Source organism: Methylobacterium sp. E-012 (assembly GCF_057836545.1).
In genome coordinates, this window is sequence record NZ_JBYQEY010000001.1 from 1,060,405 (window position 1) to 1,080,107 (window position 19,703).

Annotated in this window: 19 protein-coding genes; 15 read left to right on the forward strand and 4 right to left on the reverse strand. The window is 71.5% G+C overall.

Translation table 11 applies throughout. From position 1 onward, the window contains the following. Positions 1-11 precede the first annotated feature (11 nt). Together AC3IF1_RS05025 and AC3IF1_RS05030 are read right to left on the reverse strand one after the other, a co-directional pair. Positions 12-1,610 (reverse strand): ABC transporter ATP-binding protein, encoded by a 1,599-nt coding sequence (locus tag AC3IF1_RS05025; RefSeq protein WP_489220322.1) that lies wholly within the window; start codon positions 1,608-1,610, stop codon positions 12-14. A 54-nt stretch (positions 1,611-1,664) separates the two neighbouring features. Beyond that, complete coding sequence (locus tag AC3IF1_RS05030) at positions 1,665-2,672, reverse strand: hypothetical protein (RefSeq protein ID WP_489216240.1); 1,008 nt, start codon at positions 2,670-2,672, stop codon at positions 1,665-1,667. A 247-nt stretch (positions 2,673-2,919) separates the two neighbouring features. Between AC3IF1_RS05030 and AC3IF1_RS05035 the strand changes: the two genes are divergently transcribed. The 12 genes from AC3IF1_RS05035 (at position 2,920) to AC3IF1_RS05090 (ending at position 14,762) form a co-directional block, all read left to right on the forward strand. Beyond that, positions 2,920-3,162, forward strand: a complete 243-nt coding sequence (locus AC3IF1_RS05035) for a hypothetical protein (protein ID WP_489216242.1) — start codon at positions 2,920-2,922, stop codon at positions 3,160-3,162. Between the two features lie 482 nt (positions 3,163-3,644). Next, complete coding sequence (locus AC3IF1_RS05040; RefSeq protein WP_489216244.1) at positions 3,645-4,538, forward strand: MetQ/NlpA family ABC transporter substrate-binding protein; 894 nt, start codon at positions 3,645-3,647, stop codon at positions 4,536-4,538. Continuing rightward, positions 4,535-5,335, forward strand: a complete 801-nt coding sequence (locus tag AC3IF1_RS05045) for a MetQ/NlpA family ABC transporter substrate-binding protein (protein ID WP_489216246.1) — start codon at positions 4,535-4,537, stop codon at positions 5,333-5,335. Before AC3IF1_RS05040 ends, AC3IF1_RS05045 begins: the two co-directional genes overlap by 4 nt. Further along, on the forward strand, positions 5,335-6,477 hold the full coding sequence (locus AC3IF1_RS05050) for a methionine ABC transporter ATP-binding protein (protein ID WP_243971822.1): 1,143 nt from the start codon (positions 5,335-5,337) through the stop codon (positions 6,475-6,477). The genes AC3IF1_RS05045 and AC3IF1_RS05050 overlap by 1 nt, the downstream gene beginning before the upstream one ends. Next, positions 6,458-7,111 carry a methionine ABC transporter permease gene (locus tag AC3IF1_RS05055; protein ID WP_489216248.1) on the forward strand — a complete coding sequence of 218 codons (654 nt, stop codon included), beginning with the start codon at positions 6,458-6,460 and terminating at the stop codon, positions 7,109-7,111. Before AC3IF1_RS05050 ends, AC3IF1_RS05055 begins: the two co-directional genes overlap by 20 nt. 71 nt (positions 7,112-7,182) lie before the next feature. After that, positions 7,183-8,415: an SfnB family sulfur acquisition oxidoreductase gene (locus AC3IF1_RS05060; RefSeq protein ID WP_489216250.1), complete on the forward strand. Its 1,233-nt coding sequence runs from the start codon at positions 7,183-7,185 to the stop codon at positions 8,413-8,415. A gap of 5 nt (positions 8,416-8,420) precedes the next feature. After that, positions 8,421-9,659 (forward strand): SfnB family sulfur acquisition oxidoreductase, encoded by a 1,239-nt coding sequence (locus AC3IF1_RS05065; protein ID WP_489216252.1) that lies wholly within the window; start codon positions 8,421-8,423, stop codon positions 9,657-9,659. Next, positions 9,659-11,032, forward strand: a complete 1,374-nt coding sequence (locus AC3IF1_RS05070) for an LLM class flavin-dependent oxidoreductase (RefSeq protein WP_489216254.1) — start codon at positions 9,659-9,661, stop codon at positions 11,030-11,032. Before AC3IF1_RS05065 ends, AC3IF1_RS05070 begins: the two co-directional genes overlap by 1 nt. A gap of 280 nt (positions 11,033-11,312) precedes the next feature. Next, the gene (locus AC3IF1_RS05075) at positions 11,313-11,600 is read left to right on the forward strand and encodes a hypothetical protein (RefSeq protein WP_243971814.1); all 288 of its coding nucleotides are present in this window, start codon (positions 11,313-11,315) and stop codon (positions 11,598-11,600) included. Positions 11,601-11,655: 55 nt separating this feature from the next. Then, positions 11,656-12,975 (forward strand): hypothetical protein, encoded by a 1,320-nt coding sequence (locus tag AC3IF1_RS05080; protein WP_489216256.1) that lies wholly within the window; start codon positions 11,656-11,658, stop codon positions 12,973-12,975. Between the two features lie 186 nt (positions 12,976-13,161). After that, the gene (locus tag AC3IF1_RS05085; RefSeq protein ID WP_489216258.1) at positions 13,162-14,529 is read left to right on the forward strand and encodes a YeiH family protein; all 1,368 of its coding nucleotides are present in this window, start codon (positions 13,162-13,164) and stop codon (positions 14,527-14,529) included. Continuing rightward, positions 14,526-14,762 carry a hypothetical protein gene (locus tag AC3IF1_RS05090; RefSeq protein WP_489216260.1) on the forward strand — a complete coding sequence of 79 codons (237 nt, stop codon included), beginning with the start codon at positions 14,526-14,528 and terminating at the stop codon, positions 14,760-14,762. The genes AC3IF1_RS05085 and AC3IF1_RS05090 overlap by 4 nt, the downstream gene beginning before the upstream one ends. Positions 14,763-14,814: 52 nt before the next feature. Here AC3IF1_RS05090 and AC3IF1_RS05095 read toward each other — a convergent pair whose 3' ends face one another. Continuing rightward, positions 14,815-15,186: a hypothetical protein gene (locus AC3IF1_RS05095; RefSeq protein ID WP_489216262.1), complete on the reverse strand. Its 372-nt coding sequence runs from the start codon at positions 15,184-15,186 to the stop codon at positions 14,815-14,817. Positions 15,187-15,254: 68 nt separating this feature from the next. Then, entirely contained in the window at positions 15,255-15,905 is a 651-nt protein-coding gene (locus AC3IF1_RS05100; protein ID WP_243971805.1) for a BON domain-containing protein, read from the reverse strand. Positions 15,906-16,527: 622 nt separating this feature from the next. Here AC3IF1_RS05100 and AC3IF1_RS05105 point away from each other — a divergent pair. The 3 genes from AC3IF1_RS05105 (at position 16,528) to AC3IF1_RS05115 (ending at position 19,694) form a co-directional block, all read left to right on the forward strand. Beyond that, positions 16,528-16,920 carry a hypothetical protein gene (locus AC3IF1_RS05105; RefSeq protein ID WP_489216264.1) on the forward strand — a complete coding sequence of 131 codons (393 nt, stop codon included), beginning with the start codon at positions 16,528-16,530 and terminating at the stop codon, positions 16,918-16,920. A 345-nt stretch (positions 16,921-17,265) separates the two neighbouring features. Next, positions 17,266-19,152 carry a molecular chaperone DnaK gene (dnaK, locus tag AC3IF1_RS05110; protein ID WP_489216266.1) on the forward strand — a complete coding sequence of 629 codons (1,887 nt, stop codon included), beginning with the start codon at positions 17,266-17,268 and terminating at the stop codon, positions 19,150-19,152. Then, positions 19,149-19,694, forward strand: a complete 546-nt coding sequence (locus tag AC3IF1_RS05115) for a nucleotide exchange factor GrpE (protein ID WP_489216268.1) — start codon at positions 19,149-19,151, stop codon at positions 19,692-19,694. The genes dnaK and AC3IF1_RS05115 overlap by 4 nt, the downstream gene beginning before the upstream one ends. Positions 19,695-19,703 lie beyond the last annotated feature (9 nt).

Below are 19,703 nucleotides of genomic sequence, written 5' to 3' on the forward strand. Positions count from 1 at the left end.
ACGTCGCTTGGTTACGTCGCATGGGAATCTCCTTCGCGGCTGCGGCCCGCCGGTGTGCCCGTGTGGCCGCCCGGGGGCGGGCCGCCGGAGCCGCCCATCAGCAGGCCCACCGCCTCGCGGGAGGTCTCGGCGCGCGCCACCGCCCGCGACAGGGTGCCGGCCTGGAGGACCGCGATGGAGCCGGCGATCGCGAACAGCTCGTCGAGATCCTGACTGATCATCAGGATGGCGCTCCCGCGCGCGGCGAGGTCGATCAGCGCCTGGCGGATGCGCGCGGCCGCCGCCGCATCGACGCCCCAGGTCGGCTGATCGACGACGAGCACCCCGGGCTCGCCCAGGATCTCGCGTCCGACCACGAACTTCTGCAGGTTGCCCCCCGACAGGGTGCCGGCGGCCGGGTCCGGGCCGGCCTTGCGCACATCGAACGCCGCGATCACCCGGGCCGCCAGCGCCCGGGCCGCGCCCCGGCGCACGAGTCCGATGCGCGTCAGCGACGCGGTGGCGTACCGGGAGAGCACGACGTTCTCCGAGAGGCTCAGGCCGGGCGCCGCGGCATGGCCGTTGCGCTCCTCGGGCACGAAGGCGGCCCCGAGACGCCGCCGCGCGTTGATGTCGAGGTGGCCGGCGGGCGTCCCGTCGATGCGGACGGCGCCGGCCTCCGGCGCCCGGGCCTCCCCCGAGAGCGCCGCGAACAGTTCGGACTGGCCGTTTCCCGCGATCCCGGCGATGCCGAGGATCTCGCCGCCGCGGACTTTGAGCGAGATGTCGCGCAGGCCGGTGGCGTGCAGGCCGGGGGCGGGCAGCGACAGCCGGTCGAGGCGCAGGCGCTCGGGTCCCGCCGGCGCCGACCGTGCGGGGGCGGCCTCCCGCGTCAGCGCGCGCACCGGCGCGCCGACCATCAGGGCGGCGAGGGAGCCGGCACTCTCCGCACGCGGGTCGCAGGCGCCGACGACCCGGCCGCCGCGCAGGATCGTGGCGCGGGCGCAGAGGCGGCGCACCTCGTCGAGCCGGTGCGAGATGTAGAGCAGCGCCCGGCCCTCGTCCCGCAGGCGCTCCAGCACCGTGAACAGCTTTTCGGCTTCGCCGGGGGTGAGCACCGAGGTCGGCTCGTCGAGGATGACGAGCTTCGGATCCTGGAGCAGGCAGCGCACGATCTCGATGCGCTGACGCTCCCCCGCCGACAGCGACCAGACCGGCCGATCCAGGTCGAGGTGCAGGCCGTAGGTCCGACCGAGGGCCGCGATCCGGTCGGCGAGCGCCCTGCGGCCGAGGCCCTTGCCCATCACGAGGGCGATGTTCTCGGCGACCGTCAGATTCGCGCACAGGGAAAAGTGCTGGAACACCATGCCGATGCCGAGCCGGCGGGCGGCCTCGGGGTTCCTGAGCCGGACCACCTCGCCCCGATGCGTGACGACGCCCGCCGTCGGCTCCAGGAGGCCGTAGAGGATCTTCATCAGCGTGGATTTCCCGGCCCCGTTCTCGCCGAGCAGGGCATGGATCTCGCCGGCCCGGATCTCGAGGTCGATGCGGTCGTTGGCCGTAAAAGCGCCGAAGCGCTTCACGATGCCGTAGGCGCCGAACAGCGGCCTCGGATCGCCCGGGGCGGGCATCGGCTCAGTCGCCGCGATCGTCATCCAGACCCTCCGCGATGCCGGGACAGCGCCTCAGAGGACGTGGAAGGCGAAGCCCGCCAGGAAGCTCTTCTCCTCGGTCCCCTTGAAGGTCGCAGTCTCCAGGTTGCCGAACTTGTTCAGCCAGTACTGGAAGCCGATGAAGACATCGACCTTGTTCGGCTGGTCGTAGATCAGCTTGCCGAGATCCAGCACGAGGTTCGTGCGCGAGAGAAACTCGAGACCGCGCGGCGGGTTGTACGGGAAGTCCGCGACGTTGCGCACGCCGCGGCCCTTGGGCAGAACGATGTTGTTGAACCCGGTCAGGCTGAGCGGCAGCCCGGTGAACGTCAGCGGGAAGTTGTAGACGAGCTCGAATTCCGGAACGGCGTCGAAGCTCTGGTCGCGATCCGGCTGGAGGTTGAAGCCATTGCGGTTCCACTCCTTGTAGACATGCGTGCTGAGATTGAGGAAGCCCGCCGCGACGTCGAAGGAGAAATTCAAGCCGCCGACGATATCGCGCTTCTTCGAGCCGAACGCGTCGTTCTGTGCATTGGCGTCGAACCCGAAGGCGAGGGACACGTCCTTGACGAGCCCGGGAATCGTGAACGCCCTGGTGCCGGTGAGCGCGTTCAGGCTGAGGGTGCCGCGGTACAGGCCGTAGGCTTCGGTATTGCCGTTCTCGAAGAAGGCCGGCGCGGCGACGCTGCCCGGCGGGTTGGTGGTGCCCGCCGGGAACTGCGAGCCCGATTTCAGGATGTCGAGGGAGAAGAAGTTGGTGCCGTAGGCCCAGGCATCGGCATGCGCGATGTTGAGGATCTGCTTGGGCGCCTCCCGGGAGACGAAGCTGCCGTCCGCCCGCTGGATCTGGACGCCGGGCGAGACCGTCGGGAACTGGTAGCGATAGCTGACCTGCGTGTCGGCGAAGAGGAAGAACGGCACATCGGCCACGGCGGCAGCCTCGGGTGCCTTGGCCGTCTTGCCGGCTTCAAGGTCTGCCGCATGCGCGGCCCCGAACATCAGGGCTGGCAACAAGGCAGCCGCGATCCCGCGCCTGAACATCGTCTCGGTCCCCCGGCTACGCAAAGCATCGGACGAGCGGCCGCAACCGATATGCCATCGCTCCGGTTCAGAGCGCGGCCGGCCGCACGCGTTATAAAAGTGCAACAGATGCCGGACCCGCGGAGGCGACCCGCTGCGCTATCCCGCGCCAGAATCCGGGGCTTGAACCGGAGTTCCTGCACGTCCCGTGGGTCTTCGTCCTGGCGCGGTGCTTGCTTCGACTTGGCTCTAGTTCACAGGGACGATCATGCGCCGGCTGTATCTCGGGCTCGCCCTTCTCGTTGCTCTTCCGGGTGCGGCAGGCGCGCAAAGCTACATCGCCCCCGCGCCGACCGACGTGCCGTCCTCCGGCACCCGGGAACTGAGCAAGGCTGACCGCAAGACCGCCTGCACGCAGGAGGCGGACCGGCGCAACATGCGCGGCCTGCCGCGCCAGCAATACCGCGCCGCCTGCCGCGGCCGCGCGATCCCGAAGCAGATCCGGTCTTGAAAGGCAGGTTCCCGGCGTCGCGCAGCTTGCAGCGGTCGAGCGGGACTTTGTCTCAGGGCGGCAACATCGCAATCGCGTGGGACGACATCTGAAGGGGCACGCCGAGCGGGCCTCCCGCGGGACGCCCCATTCCGGGGCCGCGGACCGCAGACCGACGACGGTCTGACTGCGAGCCCGGGCCACCGATCGGAGGCAGGCTAGAACTTCTGTCCGTCAGGCCGGCGATAGGTCGTCTGTATCGCGATTCAGAGATCTTTGGAATGCCCGGCCCCGCGACTCTGGTCTAATTTGCGACGCGAGATCAAACGCTCGCGGTCGCAACGATCGTCCCGACACGATCCCATCCGATCTTCCCTCGGCTGTCGCGCACGGAAGACTTCGGAGGCCGGGAATCGGTGTTCGGGGTGTTCGATGAATGGCCGTCCCATCCGCTCTGCACTGCGGGAATCCCCCGACGGGGTCCCGCGAGGTCGAACGCCGTCATGGAGTCCCGCGCCATCCTTCCCCCACAGGCCGGAATCGTCCGTTCGCCCCGGCGGCCGCGCCGGAGACGCCGCGTCCTGGCGGCCGCGCTGCTGCTGGCCCTCGGCGCTGCGCCGGCCCTCGCCCGGGTGCGGATCGGGGTCACGCCCGGATCCCTGGCCGATTCCATCCACGTCGCGGCAGCGGAGGCCAAGGCACGCAAGCTCGATGTGCAGGTGGTCGAATTCACCGATTGGACGACGCCCAATCTCGCCGTCGCCAACGGCGATCTCGACGTGAACTACTTCCAGCACCAGGCCTTCCTCGACAACGCCGTCGCAGAGACCGGCTTTCCGCTCAGGAGCGTCGCCCTCGGCATCGTGCCCAATATCGGCCTGTACTCGGAGCGGCATGCGCGCCTCGCCGCCCTGCCCGACGGGGCCACGGTGGCGGTGGCGAACGATCCGGTGAACCAGGGCCGCGGGCTCGCGCTCCTCGAATCCGCCGGGCTCATCACGCTCACGAACGGGGCCGGCACGAAGGCGACGCTCGACGACGTGGTCGCCAATCCGAAACAACTCAGATTCGTCGAGATCGCGGGTCCGCAACTGGTCCGCGCGGTCTCGGATGTCGATCTCGCGCAGGGGTATCCGGGCCACTACGTCAATGCCGGTCGCGCAGACTTCGCCGGCCAGGCCCTGATCTATTCCGGCATCGGCGACCGCGCCTACGCCATTCGGTTCGTGACCCGGGCCGACCGCGCCGACGATCCCGAGATCGCGCAATTCGTGGCGATCTATCAGACCTCGCCGGCCGTGCGGGCGCGGATCGACGCGTCCTTCGCCCACAACCCGAGCCTCTACGCCCTGCCCTGGCTGCCCAAAGCCGCCCCATCCCAGAGTTCGACCCGATGAGAGTCCCGCGTCTCCTTGCCGCCGCCCTCCTGTCGCTCGGCGCGATGGCCGCCCGGGCCGAGACCCTCACGGTCGGTGTGGTGCCGGGCGCCTATGCCGACGCGGTCAACGTCGCCGCAGACGAGGCCAAGTCCCAGGGCATCACCGTCAAGGTCATCGAGTTCAGCGACTGGACGACGCCGAACGTCGCGCTCGACGCGGGCGATATCGACCTGAACTTCTTCCAGCACCGCCCCTTCATGGAGAATGCCGAGCGGCAGAAGGGCTACAAATTCGCGATCGTCGGGCTCGGTATCCTGCAGAATCTCGGGCTCTACTCCCTGAAGCACACGAGCTTCGCGGCGATCCCGGTGGGCGGCACGGTGGCGATCGCCAACGATCCGGTGAACCAGGGCCGCGGCCTGCTGCTGCTCCAGAAGGCCGGGCTGATCAAGCTCAAGGACCAGGTCGGCTTCCTCGGCACGCTCGATGACATCACCGAGAACCCGAAGAAGCTCAAATTCACCGAGGTCGAGGGCCCCCAGCTCGCGCGCATCACCGGCGATGTCGATCTGGCGCAGGGCTATCCGCACTTCATCGTCGCCGCCGGCAGCTTCGATCCGACCAGCGGCCTCATCTATACGGGCATCGAGGACAAGCTCTTCGCGGTGAGCTTCGTCACCAAGGCGGCGCGCAAGGAAGACCCGACCATCGCCAGGTTCGTGCGGATCTTCCAGACTTCGGAGGCGGTGAAGCGGCAGATCCACAAATCCTTCGCCAACAGCGACAAGCTCTACGTGCTGGTGTGGCAGAACTGATGGCCGGCCTCACGTTCGACAGCCTCCGCGACCCCGCCCGCTGGATCGCCCGGGACCGGCCCGGCGCATCCGCCGCGCCCGCCCTCGTGTCGGCGATCGCGACCCGGGCGGCCGGCACCGTGCGGTTCGAGGCGGTGTCCAAGACCTACCTGTCCGCCGCCGGCCCGGTCCAGGCCCTCGATCGGGTCGACCTCGACGTGCCCGCGGGCGCGATCCTCGGAATCATCGGCCGGTCGGGGGCCGGCAAGTCGAGCCTGCTGCGCACGGTCAACCGGCTGGAGGCGCCGACCTCCGGCCGCGTTCTGGTCGACGGCCAGCCGGTCGCGGCGCTGGACACGGACGGGCTGGTCGCCCTGCGCCGCCGCGTCGGCATGATCTTCCAGCATTTCAACCTGCTCTCGGCCAAGACGGTGCACGGGAACGTGGCGCTGCCGCTCAAGGCGGCCGGCCTGCCGAAGCCGGAGATCGCCGCGCGGGTCCAGGAGGCGCTGCGCCTGGTCGGGCTCGAGGGCAAGGCGGAGACCTATCCGTCGCGCCTCTCCGGCGGCCAGAAGCAGCGCGTGGGCATCGCCCGCGCCCTCGTCAGCCGCCCGGACATCCTGCTCTGCGACGAGGCGACCTCCGCGCTCGACCCGGAAACGACCCTGACGATCCTGAACCTGCTCCGCGACATCAACCGCCGGCTCGGGATCACCATCATCCTGATCACCCACGAGATGAGCGTGATCCGGGAGATCTGCAGCGACGTGGTGGTGCTGGAAAAGGGCCGGGTCGTCGAGACGGGGCCGGTCTGGCGGGTGTTCGGCGGCCCCGAACATCCCACGACCCGGGCCCTCCTTGAACCCCTGAGCCGGGGCCTGCCGGCGGATCTGGCGCCCCGGCTCCGGCCGCACTTCACCCCCGGTGCCGCGACGGTCCTGGCGGTCACCTGTGCCGGGCCGGCCGGCCCCGATCTGTCGGCCCTCGTGGCGGCCGCCGGCGGACCCGTCCGGCTGCTCCAGGCCGGCATCGAGCGGATCCAGGGCCACGCGGTCGGCCGGATGCTGATCGCCCTCGATGCGGCGGGGCCGGACGCGGAGGATCGATTGCGCGCCCTCGGAGGAACCGTGGAGAGGATCGGCTATGTCACCGCAGATGATTGATCGCCTCGGGCAGGCATGTCTCGACACGCTCGTTATGGTCGGTGTCTCGGCCGGGATCGCGGTGCTGGCCGGCATCCCGCTGGCGCTGTTCCTGGTCACCTCGGAGCCCGGCGGCATCCTCCCGGCGCCGAAGGCCAACCGGGTGGTCGGGACGATCGTCAACGGCTTCCGCGCCGTGCCCTTCATCGTCCTGCTGGTGGCGCTGATCCCGTTCACCCGGTTGGTGACGGGCACCACCATCGGCATCTGGGCGGCGATCGTCCCGCTCTCGGTGAGCGCCACGCCGTTCTTCGCGCGGATCGCCGAGGTCTCGCTGCGGGAGGTCGATGGCGGGCTGATCGAGGCGGCGCAGTCCATCGGCTGCCGGCGCCGGCATATCCTGCTCCACGTGCTCCTGCCCGAGGCCCTGCCGGGCATCCTGGGCGGCTTCACCATCACCCTGGTCGCGATGATCGGCGCTTCTGCCATGGCCGGGGCGGTCGGCGCCGGCGGCCTCGGCGATGTCGCGATCCGGTACGGCTACCAGCGCTTCGACACCACCGTGATGGCGGCGGTGATCGCGGTGCTGGTCGCGCTGGTCTGCCTGGTGCAGTGCGCGGGCGACCGCGCGGTCCGGCGCCTGCGCGCCCGCTGATCGTCCCGCATCCGGGCGCGCCACCCGCGGCGGCTGTCGCGCCGCCCCTTTCCGTTCGAGGTGATCCGCGCATGACCCTGCACCGTGCCGACGGTCTCGAGGACCGGCGCCCGCTGCCGCCGACCCGCCCGCACCGGATCCGCTCGGACGCGGAGGCGATCGCGATCGCCCGGACCATCGCGCGGCGCTTCGCCGACGGGGCCGCGGAGCGCGACCGCGACCGGCGCCTGCCCTGGGCGGAGATCGAGGCGTTCACGGCGAGCGGCCTGGGCGGCATCACCGTGCCGCGGGCCTATGGCGGCGCCGATGTCGCGCACACGACCCTGGCCGCGGTGTTCGCCATCCTGGCCGCCGCCGACGGCTCGGCCGCCCAGATCCCGCAGAGCCAGTTCGGCGTGCTGGCCCTGGTGCGGGCGGCGGCGAGCCCCGAGCAGCAGGCCCGGATCTACGGCGCCGTGCTCGACGGCCACCGGATCGGCAATGCCGGGCCGTCGCGCAACGCCAAGGCGATCACCCAGGTGGAGACGCGGCTGGCGCCCGGGCCGGCGGGGAGCCGCCTCACCGGCCGGCGCTTCTATTCCACCGGCGCCCTCTTCGCCCATTGGATCCCGACCCGCGCCGTGGCCCCGGACGGCCGGCCGCTCCTGGTCTGGGCGCGCCGCGACGCCCCGGGGGTGCGGGTCGTGGACGATTGGCAGGGTTTTGGCCAGCGCACCACGGCCAGCGGCACGGTGGCGTTCGTGGACGCGCCGATCGAGGACGGACTGACCCTCGACCTCGCGCCCCTGGCCGAGCGGCCGGCCCTGTTCGGACCGGTCTCCCAGCTCGTGCAGGCGGCGATCGATGCCGGGATCGCCCGGGGCGCGACCGAAGCCGCCCTGGACTTCCTGCGGACCCGGACACGGCCCTTTCCGTTCACCGCCGAGAGCGTGGCCGAGGATCCGCACCTCCTCGGGGAGGTCGGGCGGCTGGAGGTCGACCTGCACGCCGCCGAGGCGGTACTCGCCCGCGCCGGCCGGACGCTGGACCGCATCGCCGCCGCCCCCGTCACCGCGCAGAGTTCGGCCGAGGCCTCCGTCGCTGTCGCCGAGGCCAAGATCCTAACCACCGAAGTCGCCCTCGAGGCCGCCGAGCGCCTGCTGGAACTCGCCGGCGCCGCGGCGACCCGCGCGGGCGACAATCTCGGCCGCTTCTGGCGCGATGCGCGGGTGCACACGCTGCACGATCCGGTGCGCTGGAAATATCACCTGCTGGGCGATTACACCCTGAACGGCGCGCTGCCCGCCCGGCACCAGTGGAACTGAGGGCCATGCCGCTTCAGGCGCACGAATCCGCCTTCCCCCGGCTGCCCGAGCGGCCGCGTCCGGTGCCGGTCCTCGCCGACGATGCCGCCGCCCTCGCGGCCGCCCGGGCGCTGGCCGAGGACCTGGCCGTCGATGCCGCCACCCGCGACCTCGACCGGACGCTACCCTTCGCGGAGATCGAGCGCTTCACCGGGACCGGCCTCTGGGCGATCACGGTGCCCCGGGACTACGGCGGCCCCGGGGTGAGCGCCGCCACGGTGGCGCAGGTGATCGCGATCATCGCGGCGGCGGACGGGTCGATCGGCCAGATCCCGCAGAACCACTTCTACGCCCTCGAAGTGCTCCGCAACGGCGGCACCGCGGCGCAGAAGCAGGACCTCTACGGGCGGGTCCTGGCCGGCGAGCGGTTCGGCAACGCGCTTGCCGAGATCGGCCCGCGGGACCACAGCCGCCGCACGCGGCTCGTGCGCGATCCCGCCGGCTGGTTCGTGGAGGGGCGCAAATACTACTGCACCGGCTCGCTGTTCGCCCACCGCATCCCCACGATGGTCAATGCCGAGGAGGAGGGCAGGGCGGTCGCCTGTCTGGTGTTCATCCCCCGGGACGCCCCCGGCGTGACGCTGGTCGACGATTGGGACGGGTTCGGCCAGCGGCTCACCGGCTCGGGCTCGGTCGTGTTCGACCGCGTTCGGGTGGAGCCGGATTGGGTGGTGCCGTTCCAGGCCTCGATGGACCGCCCCACCGCCATCGGCCCCTTCGCGCAGATCCTGCACGCCGGGATCGATCTCGGCATCGGCCAGGGCGCCTTCGCGGCGACGCTGCCCTTTGTCAGGGATCGGGCCCGGCCCTGGATCGATGCCGGCGTCGCCCGCGCCAGTGAGGATCCGCTGACCCTCCACGCGCTCGGCGACGTGCGGGTGCGGCTCGCCGCCGCCGATGCCCTGCTGGAGCGGGCCGGCCGCTTCGTCGATGCCGCGCAGGCCGAACCCGACGCGGACAGCGTCGCGGCGGCCTCCGTGGCGGTGGCGGAGGCCCGGGCCGCGAGCCACCGGGCCGGGCTGCGCGCCGCCAACACGCTGCTCGAACTCGGCGGCACCTCCGCCACCGACCGGGCCGAGGCGCTGGACCGCTACTGGCGCAACGTCCGCACCCACACCCTGCACGATCCGGTGCGGTGGAAATACCATTGGATCGGCGCCTACCACCTCGACGGCCGGCTGCCGCCCCGGCACGGAGCCCTCTGATGGCCGCCAGAAAGCAGATCCGGCTGAACGCGTTCACCATGAACTGCGTCGGCCACATCAACCACGGCCTGTGGACCCATCCGCGCGACCGGTCCTCGGAGTACAACACCCTGCGGTACTGGACCGACCAGGCGAAGCTGCTGGAGCGCGGCCTGTTCGACGGCCTGTTCATCGCCGACATCAGCGGCGTCTACGACATCTACGGCGGCGGCATCGCCGTCACCGCCCGGGAGGCGGTGCAACTCCCGGTCAACGATCCGAGCCTGCTGGTGCCCGCCATGGCGGCGGTGACCGCGCATCTCGGCTTCGGCGTGACGGTCAACGTCCATACCGAGGCGCCCTACACCTTCGCCCGGCGCCTCTCGACCCTCGATCACCTGACCGGCGGCCGGATCGGCTGGAACATCGTCACCGGCTATCTCGACAGCGCCCATCGCGGCCAGAGCGGCGGCAGCCTGCCCGCCCATGACCGGCGCTACGACTATGCCGACGAGTATCTCGAGGTCCTCTACAAGCTCTGGGAGGGCAGCTGGGACGACGCGGCCGTGCGCCGGGACCGGGAGGCCCGGGTGTTCAGCGATCCGGCCCATATCCGGCCGGTCTCGCACCACGGCGAGTTCTTCGATGTCGAGGGCTATCACCTGTCCGAGCCGTCGGTGCAGCGGACCCCGGTCCTCTACCAGGCGGGCGCCTCGGGCCGCGGCCGGGCCTTCGCGGGGCGCCATGCCGAGTGCGTGTTCATCTCCGCCCGCGACCGGGGCGCCGCCCGGGAGGCCGTGCGCGCGCTCCGGGCCGAGGCGGTGGCGGCGGGGCGCCGGCCGGACGACATCAAGGTGTTCGTCGGCCTCGCGGTCATCCCGGGCCGGAGCCGGGCCGAGGCCGCGGAGAAACGCGCCGAGTACCGGCGCTACGCCAACCCGGAGGCGGGCCTGGCGCATTTCTCCGCGTCCACGGGGATCGATTTCGCGCGTTATGGCCTCGACGAGCCGATCCCCTACGGCCCGGGCAACGCCATCCAGTCCGCCACCGCGGCCGCCGCCAAGCGCGGCCTGACCAAGCGCGACCTCCTGGGGGAGCTGGATCTCGGCGGGCGCTACGCGGTGCTGGCGGGCGACGCGGTGTCGATCGCCGACGAGCTTCAGGCCTGGATCGAGGAGGGCGAGGTCGACGGGTTCAACCTCAGCCGCATCGTCGCCCCGGAGAGCTTCTCCGACTTCATCGACATCGTGATCCCGGAATTGCAGGACCGGGGGCTCTACAAGACCGCGTATGCGGACGGGTCGCACCGGAACAAGCTGTTCGGGGAGGGCGACCGGCTGCCCGAACGCCACCCCGCCCAGACCGCTCGCCGCCGGGCCGTCGGCCGCGGGTGAGCCGGAGGGCGGGTTCAGGCCCCGGCCGGACCGTATCTTATGCTCCGGGACGCGCCTTCGGCGAACAACCTGCGCTGCAGGTTATCGCCGATTTGGCAGCACATTCTCGGCATCGGCATCTAGATTGACGGTGTCGACGCGAAGTCGACGCAGCGCCGAATGAGGTGTGCCGTGGTCGCCAGCAAGGATCGGATCGCCCTGACGACTGTGCCGTGTCTGCCGTGTTGCCGCGTCCAGGAGGCGGAGAGCGCACGACATCAGGCACGGAAGGCGACCAGCGATGCAGACCTATGAGACGACCCGGAACACCCGATCTGACTTGAGCGCCGCGCAGGCCGAACCGGCCGCGTCCCTCGGCCGAACCCTGTACCGGAGCGTCCGCTCCCATCCCGCCTACGAACGCGCCGCCCTCGCGACCGCCTTCGACGACGGCCTGATGCCCGACGAGGTGGCCCGGATCCTCGCCGGCCGCCGGGTGGCGGAGGCCTTTCCCGTCCGCCGGGGCGAGAGCCCGGAGGATTACGCGTCCCGGGCCGTCGCCGAGATGTTCGTCGCCTACCTCCAGTAGACGCGCCGCGGCCGGCCGCGCCGGCAATCCCGCTCCCGAACGATGGAAACCTGTCATGTCGGTCATCCCCCGCGGGTGGCGGCGCCGGACGGGGAGGGCGGCTTGCGTCCTCGCCCTGGCGCTCGCCGCCGGCCCGGTTGTCGCCGGGCCCCTGTCGAAGAACCGCCGCGCGTCCGTCGCGGCGGACGGGCCGGAGATCCCGGCCCGGCTCACGGTCGGACCGGATGGCCGGGACCTGCGCCTCGCCGGCGACCTCACGGAGGGCGTGGCCGCGCGGGTCGCCGAGATCCTCGCCGCGCATCCGCAGATCGCCCGCCTCCACCTCACCAGCGACGGCGGGCTGGTCGAGGAGGGTGCGGCGATCGGGGCGCTCGTGGCGGCACGCGGGCTCGCCACCTACGTGCCCGATGCCTGCGCCTCGGCCTGCACGCTGATCTTCGTCCGCGGGCGGGCGCGCTCCCTCGCGGTCGGTGGCCGGCTCGGCTTCCACGCGCCCTACGAGATCGGCGCCCATGGCCGGATGCACCCGGTCGATTCCGCGCCGGAGCGGGCGGCCTACCGCGCCGCCGGCCTGCCGCGGGCCTTCGTGGCGCGGGCCCTGGCGGTGCCCCCGGCCGGGATCTGGATGCCCGCGGCGGCGGAACTCCGCGCGGCCGGCGTCGTGACCGAGGTCGTCGGCCCCGACCGCTTCCCCGATTCGACCCTCGACGCGGATCCGAGCGAGGCCGGGGCCCGCGCGGCGATCCTGCGGGCCCTGCCGATCCTGCGGCAGGCCGGGGCGGCGGGACTCGATCCCATCGCCCGGTGGTACCGGGACAGCTACGCGGCCGGGCGGCCGGAGGCGGAGGCGCGGGCGGGCCTGAGCCGGCTGGCCGGCGCCTATCTGCGGCGGCGCTTCCGAGCGGCCGACGACGGGGTCGTCCGGGCGCTGGGGCGCCGGGTGCTGGCGATGATGCGGATCACCGGCACGCGGGGCGCGGCCACCTGCACGGCGCTCCTGGCCGGCGATCTCGTGACGCTCGACGCGCGGCTCCGCGCCGAGGGACCCTCCGGGTTCGGGCTGGCGCCGCTCCTCGCCCGGACGCAGGGGGCGCTGCCGGGCCAAGGGGCGCTGCCGGGCCAAGGGGCGCTGCCGGGCCAAGGGGCGGCGCCGGGCCAAGGGGTGGTCCCCGCCACGATCCCGGCGGTCACGAGCCCGGCGGTCACGAGCCCGGGTGTCACGGTTCCGAGCGTCGCCCGATCGCAGGATTGCGAGGCCCGGATCGCCGATGCGACGCGCGCCCTCGCGCTGCCGCCCCCCGAATCGGCGGCGCGGCTGCGGTCCCTGTTCCTCGCCGAGCCGCAGCAGGCGCTCGCCAACGCCGCGGGGCCGTAGCGTCCCGCGCCGTGGACGGGCATACCGCAACGCGCAGTCGAGACAGCGCGCCCGGGGGGTCTCCCTCAGTGCCGACGTGGCGGCGGGATGCGCGGCCGGTCCGGCCGGGCACGGGGTCTCGGGCGCTGGATGTGTGAAAGGGTCGAGATGGGTGGGGACGCTGCGATACCGGCCGCAACCGAGCCGGTGTCCTCGAAACACGGGGGCGGGTGGAACGAGTTGTGGCGCAAGGAGGATTGGTGGGCCGTCTGGGTCGGCCTGGCCACCGTGCTGATCGCCTACGCGGCGTTCGCCCAGGGAACCAGCATCGGCTGGATCGCCGCGGCGCCGGCCAAATGGTCGACGCTGGATCAACTCCGGGCGCAGCTTGCGGCCGATGCCGTCCGCTACGCCGTCCAGTTCGTGGCCTTCGCCGCCGTCTTCACGATCGCCCTCGCCGTCATCGGCCTGCGCCCGGGGGCCTTCCTGGCCTCCTTCGTGCTGGTCTATCTCCTGTCCTTCGCGATCTTCACCCTCGGCGCCTGGGACAAGGCGCAGACCTACAACCTCGAACCACCGCTGATCGCCCTCTTCATCGGGCTGGTGATCGCCAACACGACCGGCCTGCCGGCCGCCCTGTCGGCGGCGTTCCGCGTCGAGTTCTACGTGAAGCTCGGCATCGTCCTGCTCGGCGCGACGCTGCCGTTCACGCTGATCCTCTGGGCGGGCCCGGTGGCGATCCTGCAGGCGTCGATCGTCTCGATCCTGACCTTCCTGGTCATCTTCTTCGTGGCGCGCAGGCTCGGCCTCGACCATCGGCTGGCCGCGACGCTGGGGGCCGGCGGCGCGGTCTGCGGCGTCTCGGCGGCGATCGCCGTCGCCGGGGCCGTGCGCGCCCGCAAGGAGGATCCGCCGATCGCGATCACGCTCGTCGTGCTCTGGGCGATCGTGCTGATCTTCCTGCTGCCGCTGGTGTCCCGGGCTCTGGGCCTCCCGGCCGGGGTCGGGGGGGCGTGGATCGGCACCTCGGAATTCGCCGATGCGGCGGGCTTCGCCGCGGCGCAGGCCTATGGCGGCCTCGCCGGTCCGGCGACGGGCATCGCCGGCACGGCCGATCAGGCCGTCTGGGCCTATACGCTGATCAAGGTGGTCGGGCGCGATGTCTGGATCGGCATCTGGGCCCTCGTCCTGTCGATCATCTCGGTGACCTACTGGGAGCGCGAGGGCACGACAGGCCCGGTGGAGGTCGGCCAGATCTGGTGGCGCTTCCCGAAATTCGTGGTCGGGTTCCTGATCGCCTCGCTCCTGGTCACCGCCGTGACGCGGGGGATCTCGTTCGCGGATTACAACGCGCGGGTGAAGCCGGCCCTGATCGCCCCCATCACCAGCCTGCGGATCTGGGCCTTCACGTTCAGCTTCCTGTCGATCGGGCTGACGACGCGCTTCCGCGACTTCGCCCCGGCGGGCGGGCGGCCGGCGATCGCCTTCACGGCCGGCGTCGCGGTGAACCTCATCGTCGGCTTCGTGATGTCGGTCCTGGTCTTCGGCACCTACTGGGCGGAGCTGGCGAAGTGAGCGCCCCCCGCTGGCGGCGCACAGTGGCCGGCCTGCGCTGGGCCGCGCGCGAGGGGCGCCGCTGCGGGACCTGCGTGCATTTCGAGACCGATCCGCACAGGCTGGAGCGCCTGTTCGGCAACCTCGCCGCCATGAGCTCGGCCTTCGCCTCCGTGAAGAGCAGCGACGGTCTGTGCCGCCATCGGGGCCTGTATCTTCCGGCTGGCGAATCCTGCGCCGATCACGCGGCGTGAGGACGAAGCCCTGACGCCCGCCGTCGCGCCCGCGGGCGCGACGGCGCGGCGCCTATGCCGCGGGGGCCGCCGGCAACGCCGTCCGGGGGGCGGGGCGACGCTTGCGCGAAGCCCCCTGGATCAGGGTCGCGATGGCATAGCCCATCGCCCCGACGGCCAACGCGGTGGCCAGCGGCGACGCCCCACCGCGCGCGCGTCCGTTGAGCGGGTCGCCCTGGCTCGCTTGTTCGGCCCGCCTGACACCGGCCCGTCCGCGGGCCAGGCTATCCTGCGCCAGGTGCGTGGCCCGGTCGGCGACGTCGCGGACCGCGTCCTGGGCGCGCGCGAAGATCTCGTCGGCAGCCCCCTCAATGCGGCGTCCGTCGTCGCTGCCGCCGGCCCCGGCATCCGAGGATTGGCCGTGCTCGTGATCGGGTCTGGTCATGGTCGGTTTCCCTGTCCTGGTCGAAGGTCGCCCTGCCGGCACGTGCGATCCGGCAGGGGGTGCGCCCGTCAGACGACGCTGATGAGGTTGTCGACGGCCGTGGTGCCCGGGGAGGCCCAGGCCGCCCCCACCGCCGCGCGGCGCTCCTGCATCGTGCGGACGGTCCCGCCGAGATGGACGGTCCCACCGTCGGCGGTGACGGTCACGGTCTTCGGATCGAACAGCCACGAGCGATCCAGCGCCTCACTGATGTTGTCGCTGACCGCCGAGACGTCGACCTGGGGCCGAACGGTGATGTCGTTGTTCACCGCCACGACGCCGGAGATCTGACGAAGCTCCCGCTCGGCGGCCTTGGACTGGAAGTGTTGGTCGACCTCCCCGGTCAGGGTGATGACGCCCTTCGAGACCTTCACCGAGATGCAGTCCGGCGGCACGGCCACGTTCCAGGCGAGGCGGGCGACGGCCGTCGCCGCGATGTCCGCGTCGGACCGTTTCAGCGCGAACGGCACCGTCACCTCGATCTCCTGGACGATCGCCTGCACGCCCCGGATCCGGCGGGCGGCGGCCTCGGCGGCCATCTTCTCGTCGTAGGTGCCGACCTGGCCGGACAGGGCGACGACCCCGTCCTTGGCGGTCACGCCGATCTCGGAGGAGGTCACCTGGGGATCCCAGATGAGTTCGGCCGTGACGGCGTGCTGGAGGGTTGTGTCGTGGGACATGGTGGTCTCCGTGACGATGCGGGGCGCGGATGACCCTGAACCCCCGGCGGAGGCTCCTTTGCCGTCCGCGCCGTGAGGGGGGGGATGGCCCGGCATTCGGCGACCCTAAGCAGCCGCACCGGTGACGTCCTTGATCCACCGCAACCGCCGCGACGCCTCGGGGCATCCGGCCGTCATCCCGACCGCCGGCGCGCCGACCGGGTCAGGATCGTCGGCCCGTGCGGCTCAGGCCGCCGGTCTGCCGAGATCCGCGCGGGAGACCCCGGTGGCCTGCCGATCGTGCAGGGCCCGGTAAGCCGTCAACAGGATGCGGGGATCGAACTTGCCCTGGTAGACGGCCGCCGCCGACGAGATAGGCCTTCGGGCCGTGGCGGGGGGCGTCGGCGTGGGCCATGCAGTGACGCGCTGTCCAGAACTTGCCTGCCAGCGCTTGTTCGACGCGCCCGCGCCACCGTGATGCCCGTGGACACGAGAAACCGCGCTCTTCAGGCGCGGTCTTGAGAATATTGGACGAGCTCCCACCGTCTTTGATCCAAGACAAAGACCTCCATTGCGATGAAATGCATAGATATGTCGCGATGGATGCAGATTTGTGAGCCCCATCGGACGAAGGAAATCTCCGATGCGACTGTCCGTTCTGATCCTTTCGGCCGTGTTCGCAGCGGCGATCACCGGGTCCGGTTTCGCTCAGGCCACTCTGCCGGATGATGCCGTCAACAGCGCGAACAATCCCGGCTCGGTGCGGAACGCGGCGCCGGCCCGTGAGCAGGCCCTGGACTGCACCTGCCGCATCACGGCGCCGGGTGCGGACGCCGCGGGCTCGATCCTGCCCGGCGGTTCGAACCGTCAGGCCGATCCGGACGATGTTTCCGAAGCCGGAGATGAGACCTTCGCTTGTACCTGCGGCGAAGCGGCTCCGGACACGACCGGGGCCCTGACCGCCCCGAAATCCGACCGCGGCCCCGACGCTGCGGTGCCGGGGGCGGCCGGCATCGGTCCGGTTCCCGCGCGCTGAGAGCGACCGCCGCCCGCGGCCCGGCACGATGCAGGGAGGACCGGACATGACATCCCCATCCGAGCGCCTGACGCCCATCGAGCGGTTCCAGCGCGAGACCTGGGCGGACGATGGCGGGGCCGGCGTGTCGGGCCCGCGCACGGCGAGCCGGGTTCCGCATCCGTCTCCGGGCCCCGCGCAAGCCGCAACCGACATGGGTCGCGCCCCGCCGGATCGGCCGTCGCGACGGCCCCGCTCAAGCCTTCCCCCGACCGGCCTTCGAGCCTGACCCTTCGAGACCTTCGACGCCCATGCCGAAACGCGCCGGCACCGGCAACCCTGACCACAGACACTGCGGAGACCACCATGTCCAAGGCCATCGGCATCGACCTCGGCACCACCAATTCCTGCGTCGCCGTCCTCGACGGGGCGAAGGCGCAGGTCATCGAGAACGCGGAAGGCGGCAGGACCACGCCGTCGATCGTCGCCTTCACGGAGGGCGGCGAGGTGCTGGTCGGGCAGCCGGCCAAGCGCCAGGGCATCACCAACCCGGAGAACACCATCTCGGCGATCAAGCGCCTGATCGGCCGCCGCTACGACGACCCGCTGACCGAGAAGGACAAGGCCATGGTCGGCTACACGATCGTGCCCGGCCCCAACGGCGACGCCTGGGTCGAGGTCCGGGGCAAGACCTACAGCCCGAGCCAGATCAGCGCCTACATCCTGACGAAGATGAAGGAGACCGCCGAGGCCTTCCTCGGCGAGAAGGTAACCAAGGCGGTCATCACCGTGCCGGCCTATTTCAACGACGCGCAGCGCCAGGCCACCAAGGATGCCGGCCGCATCGCCGGCCTGGAGGTGCTGCGCATGATCAACGAGCCCACGGCGGCCGCTCTGGCCTACGGGCTCGACAAGAAGGGCAGCGGCAGGGTCGGCGTCTACGACCTCGGCGGCGGCACCTTCGACGTCTCGTTCCTCGAGATCGGCGACGGCGTGTTCGAGGTGAAATCCACCAACGGGGACACCTTCCTGGGCGGCGAGGATTTCGACAACCGCATCGTCGACTATCTCGTCGACGAGTTCCGCAAGGAGAGCGGCATCGACCTGCGCAAGGACCGCCTCGCGCTGCAGCGCCTCAAGGACGCCGCCGAGAAGGCCAAGATCGAGCTGTCCTCGGCCACCCAGACCGAGGTGAACCTGCCCTTCGTCACGGCCGATCAGAACGGGCCCAAGCACCTCGCGATCAAGCTCAGCCGCGCCAAGCTCGAAGCCCTGGTCGCCGACCTGATCGAGCGGACGACGGCGCCGTGCCGGGCGGCGTTCAAGGACGCGAACCTCGACGTGTCGCAGATCGACGAGGTCGTCCTCGTCGGCGGCCAGACCCGGATGCCGAAGGTCCAGGAGACCGTGCAGGCCCTGTTCGGACGCGAGCCGCACAAGGGCGTGAACCCCGACGAGGTCGTGGCCATCGGCGCGGCGATCCAGGCCGGCGTGCTCCAGGGCGACGTCAGCGACGTGCTGCTCCTCGACGTCACCCCGCTCTCCCTCGGCATCGAGACCCTCGGTGGCGTGCTGACCCGGCTGATCGAGCGCAACACCACGATCCCGACCAAGCGGAGCCAGACCTTCTCGACCGCCGCCGACGCCCAGCCGGCGGTGACGATCCGGGTGTTCCAGGGCGAGCGCGAGATGGCGGCCGACAACAAGATGCTCGGCCAGTTCGACCTTGTCGGCATCCCGCCGGCGCCCCGGGGGCAGCCGCAGATCGAGGTGACCTTCGACATCGACGCCAACGGCATCGTCAACGTCGCGGCCAAGGACAAGGCGAGCGGGAAGGAGCAGACGATCCGCATCGAGGCGTCCGGCGGGTTGGACGAGGCGGCGATCCAGCGGCTCGTGCGCGAGGCCGAGACCCATGCCGGCGCCGACAAGGTGCGCAAGGAGCTGGTCGAGGCCGGCAATCAGGCGGATGTCGCGATCTACACCACCGAGAAGAGCCTGAAGGATGCTGAGGGCCATGTGGCCGCCGATGTGAAGGCCGAGGTCGAGACCGCCGTCACGGCCGCGAAGGCGGCGATCCAGGCCGGCGACCTCGCGCGCATCAGGACGGCGACCGAGCGCTTGACCCAGGCGGCGTCCCGGCTGGGCGAGACCGGGGCCGCACCGAAGGCGCCGTCTTCCGACCCGGAGATCGTCGACGCGGAATTCGAGGAGGCGCCGGGCGGCGACACCCGCCACCGGCCGGCGGCATGACCGGCCCGATCGCGGAGCCCCCGACCGAGGCCATGTCGCCCGCTTCGGAGGCCGCGGATCTCGCGGCCCTCCAGGCCGAGAACGCATCCCTGCAGGATCGCCTGATGCGGGCGCTCGCCGAGACCGAGAACGTCCGGCGGCGGGGCGAGCGGCGTGTCGAGGAGGCGAAGAAATTCGCCGTCCAGGGTCTCGCGGGCGCGCTTCTTCCGGTCGTCGACAACCTCGGCCGGGCGGTCGCGGCGGCCATGAGCGGCCAGGGCGTCGGTCCGGCGGCCCACGCGTCCCTGCTCGAAGGCGTCGGGGCGACCGAGCGGATGCTGACCGGCACCCTCGAACGCTTCGGCATCCACCGGATCCCGGCCCTCGGGATGCCCTTCGATCCAAAGGCCCATGAGGCGATGCGCGAGATCGAGGATGCGATCCACCCGCCGGGGATCGTCCTCGACGTCATGGAGGACGGCTTCACCCTCCATGACCGGCTCCTCAGACCGGCCCGGGTGAGTGTCGCCAAGGTGCGATCCGGCGGCGGCACGCCGGGCTGACAGGCCCGG

What these genes read in the sequence shown, in the direction of transcription:
- AC3IF1_RS05030 (WP_489216240.1), bottom strand. Translation starts at nt 2,672, where the DNA reads ATGTTCAGGCGCGGGATCGCGGCTGCCTTGTTGCCAGCCCTGATGTTC.
- AC3IF1_RS05100 (WP_243971805.1), bottom strand. Translation starts at nt 15,905, where the DNA reads ATGTCCCACGACACAACCCTCCAGCACGCCGTCACGGCCGAACTCATC.
- AC3IF1_RS05065 (WP_489216252.1), top strand. Translation starts at nt 8,421, where the DNA reads ATGCCGCTTCAGGCGCACGAATCCGCCTTCCCCCGGCTGCCCGAGCGG.
- AC3IF1_RS05055 (WP_489216248.1), top strand. Translation starts at nt 6,458, where the DNA reads ATGTCACCGCAGATGATTGATCGCCTCGGGCAGGCATGTCTCGACACG.
- AC3IF1_RS05070 (WP_489216254.1), top strand. Translation starts at nt 9,659, where the DNA reads ATGGCCGCCAGAAAGCAGATCCGGCTGAACGCGTTCACCATGAACTGC.
- AC3IF1_RS05060 (WP_489216250.1), top strand. Translation starts at nt 7,183, where the DNA reads ATGACCCTGCACCGTGCCGACGGTCTCGAGGACCGGCGCCCGCTGCCG.
- AC3IF1_RS05075 (WP_243971814.1), top strand. Translation starts at nt 11,313, where the DNA reads ATGCAGACCTATGAGACGACCCGGAACACCCGATCTGACTTGAGCGCC.
- AC3IF1_RS05080 (WP_489216256.1), top strand. Translation starts at nt 11,656, where the DNA reads ATGTCGGTCATCCCCCGCGGGTGGCGGCGCCGGACGGGGAGGGCGGCT.
- AC3IF1_RS05115 (WP_489216268.1), top strand. Translation starts at nt 19,149, where the DNA reads ATGACCGGCCCGATCGCGGAGCCCCCGACCGAGGCCATGTCGCCCGCT.
- AC3IF1_RS05035 (WP_489216242.1), top strand. Translation starts at nt 2,920, where the DNA reads ATGCGCCGGCTGTATCTCGGGCTCGCCCTTCTCGTTGCTCTTCCGGGT.
- AC3IF1_RS05045 (WP_489216246.1), top strand. Translation starts at nt 4,535, where the DNA reads ATGAGAGTCCCGCGTCTCCTTGCCGCCGCCCTCCTGTCGCTCGGCGCG.
- AC3IF1_RS05105 (WP_489216264.1), top strand. Translation starts at nt 16,528, where the DNA reads ATGCGACTGTCCGTTCTGATCCTTTCGGCCGTGTTCGCAGCGGCGATC.
- dnaK (WP_489216266.1), top strand. Translation starts at nt 17,266, where the DNA reads ATGTCCAAGGCCATCGGCATCGACCTCGGCACCACCAATTCCTGCGTC.
- AC3IF1_RS05040 (WP_489216244.1), top strand. Translation starts at nt 3,645, where the DNA reads ATGGAGTCCCGCGCCATCCTTCCCCCACAGGCCGGAATCGTCCGTTCG.
- AC3IF1_RS05025 (WP_489220322.1), bottom strand. Translation starts at nt 1,610, where the DNA reads ATGCCCGCCCCGGGCGATCCGAGGCCGCTGTTCGGCGCCTACGGCATC.
- AC3IF1_RS05095 (WP_489216262.1), bottom strand. Translation starts at nt 15,186, where the DNA reads ATGACCAGACCCGATCACGAGCACGGCCAATCCTCGGATGCCGGGGCC.
- AC3IF1_RS05050 (WP_243971822.1), top strand. Translation starts at nt 5,335, where the DNA reads ATGGCCGGCCTCACGTTCGACAGCCTCCGCGACCCCGCCCGCTGGATC.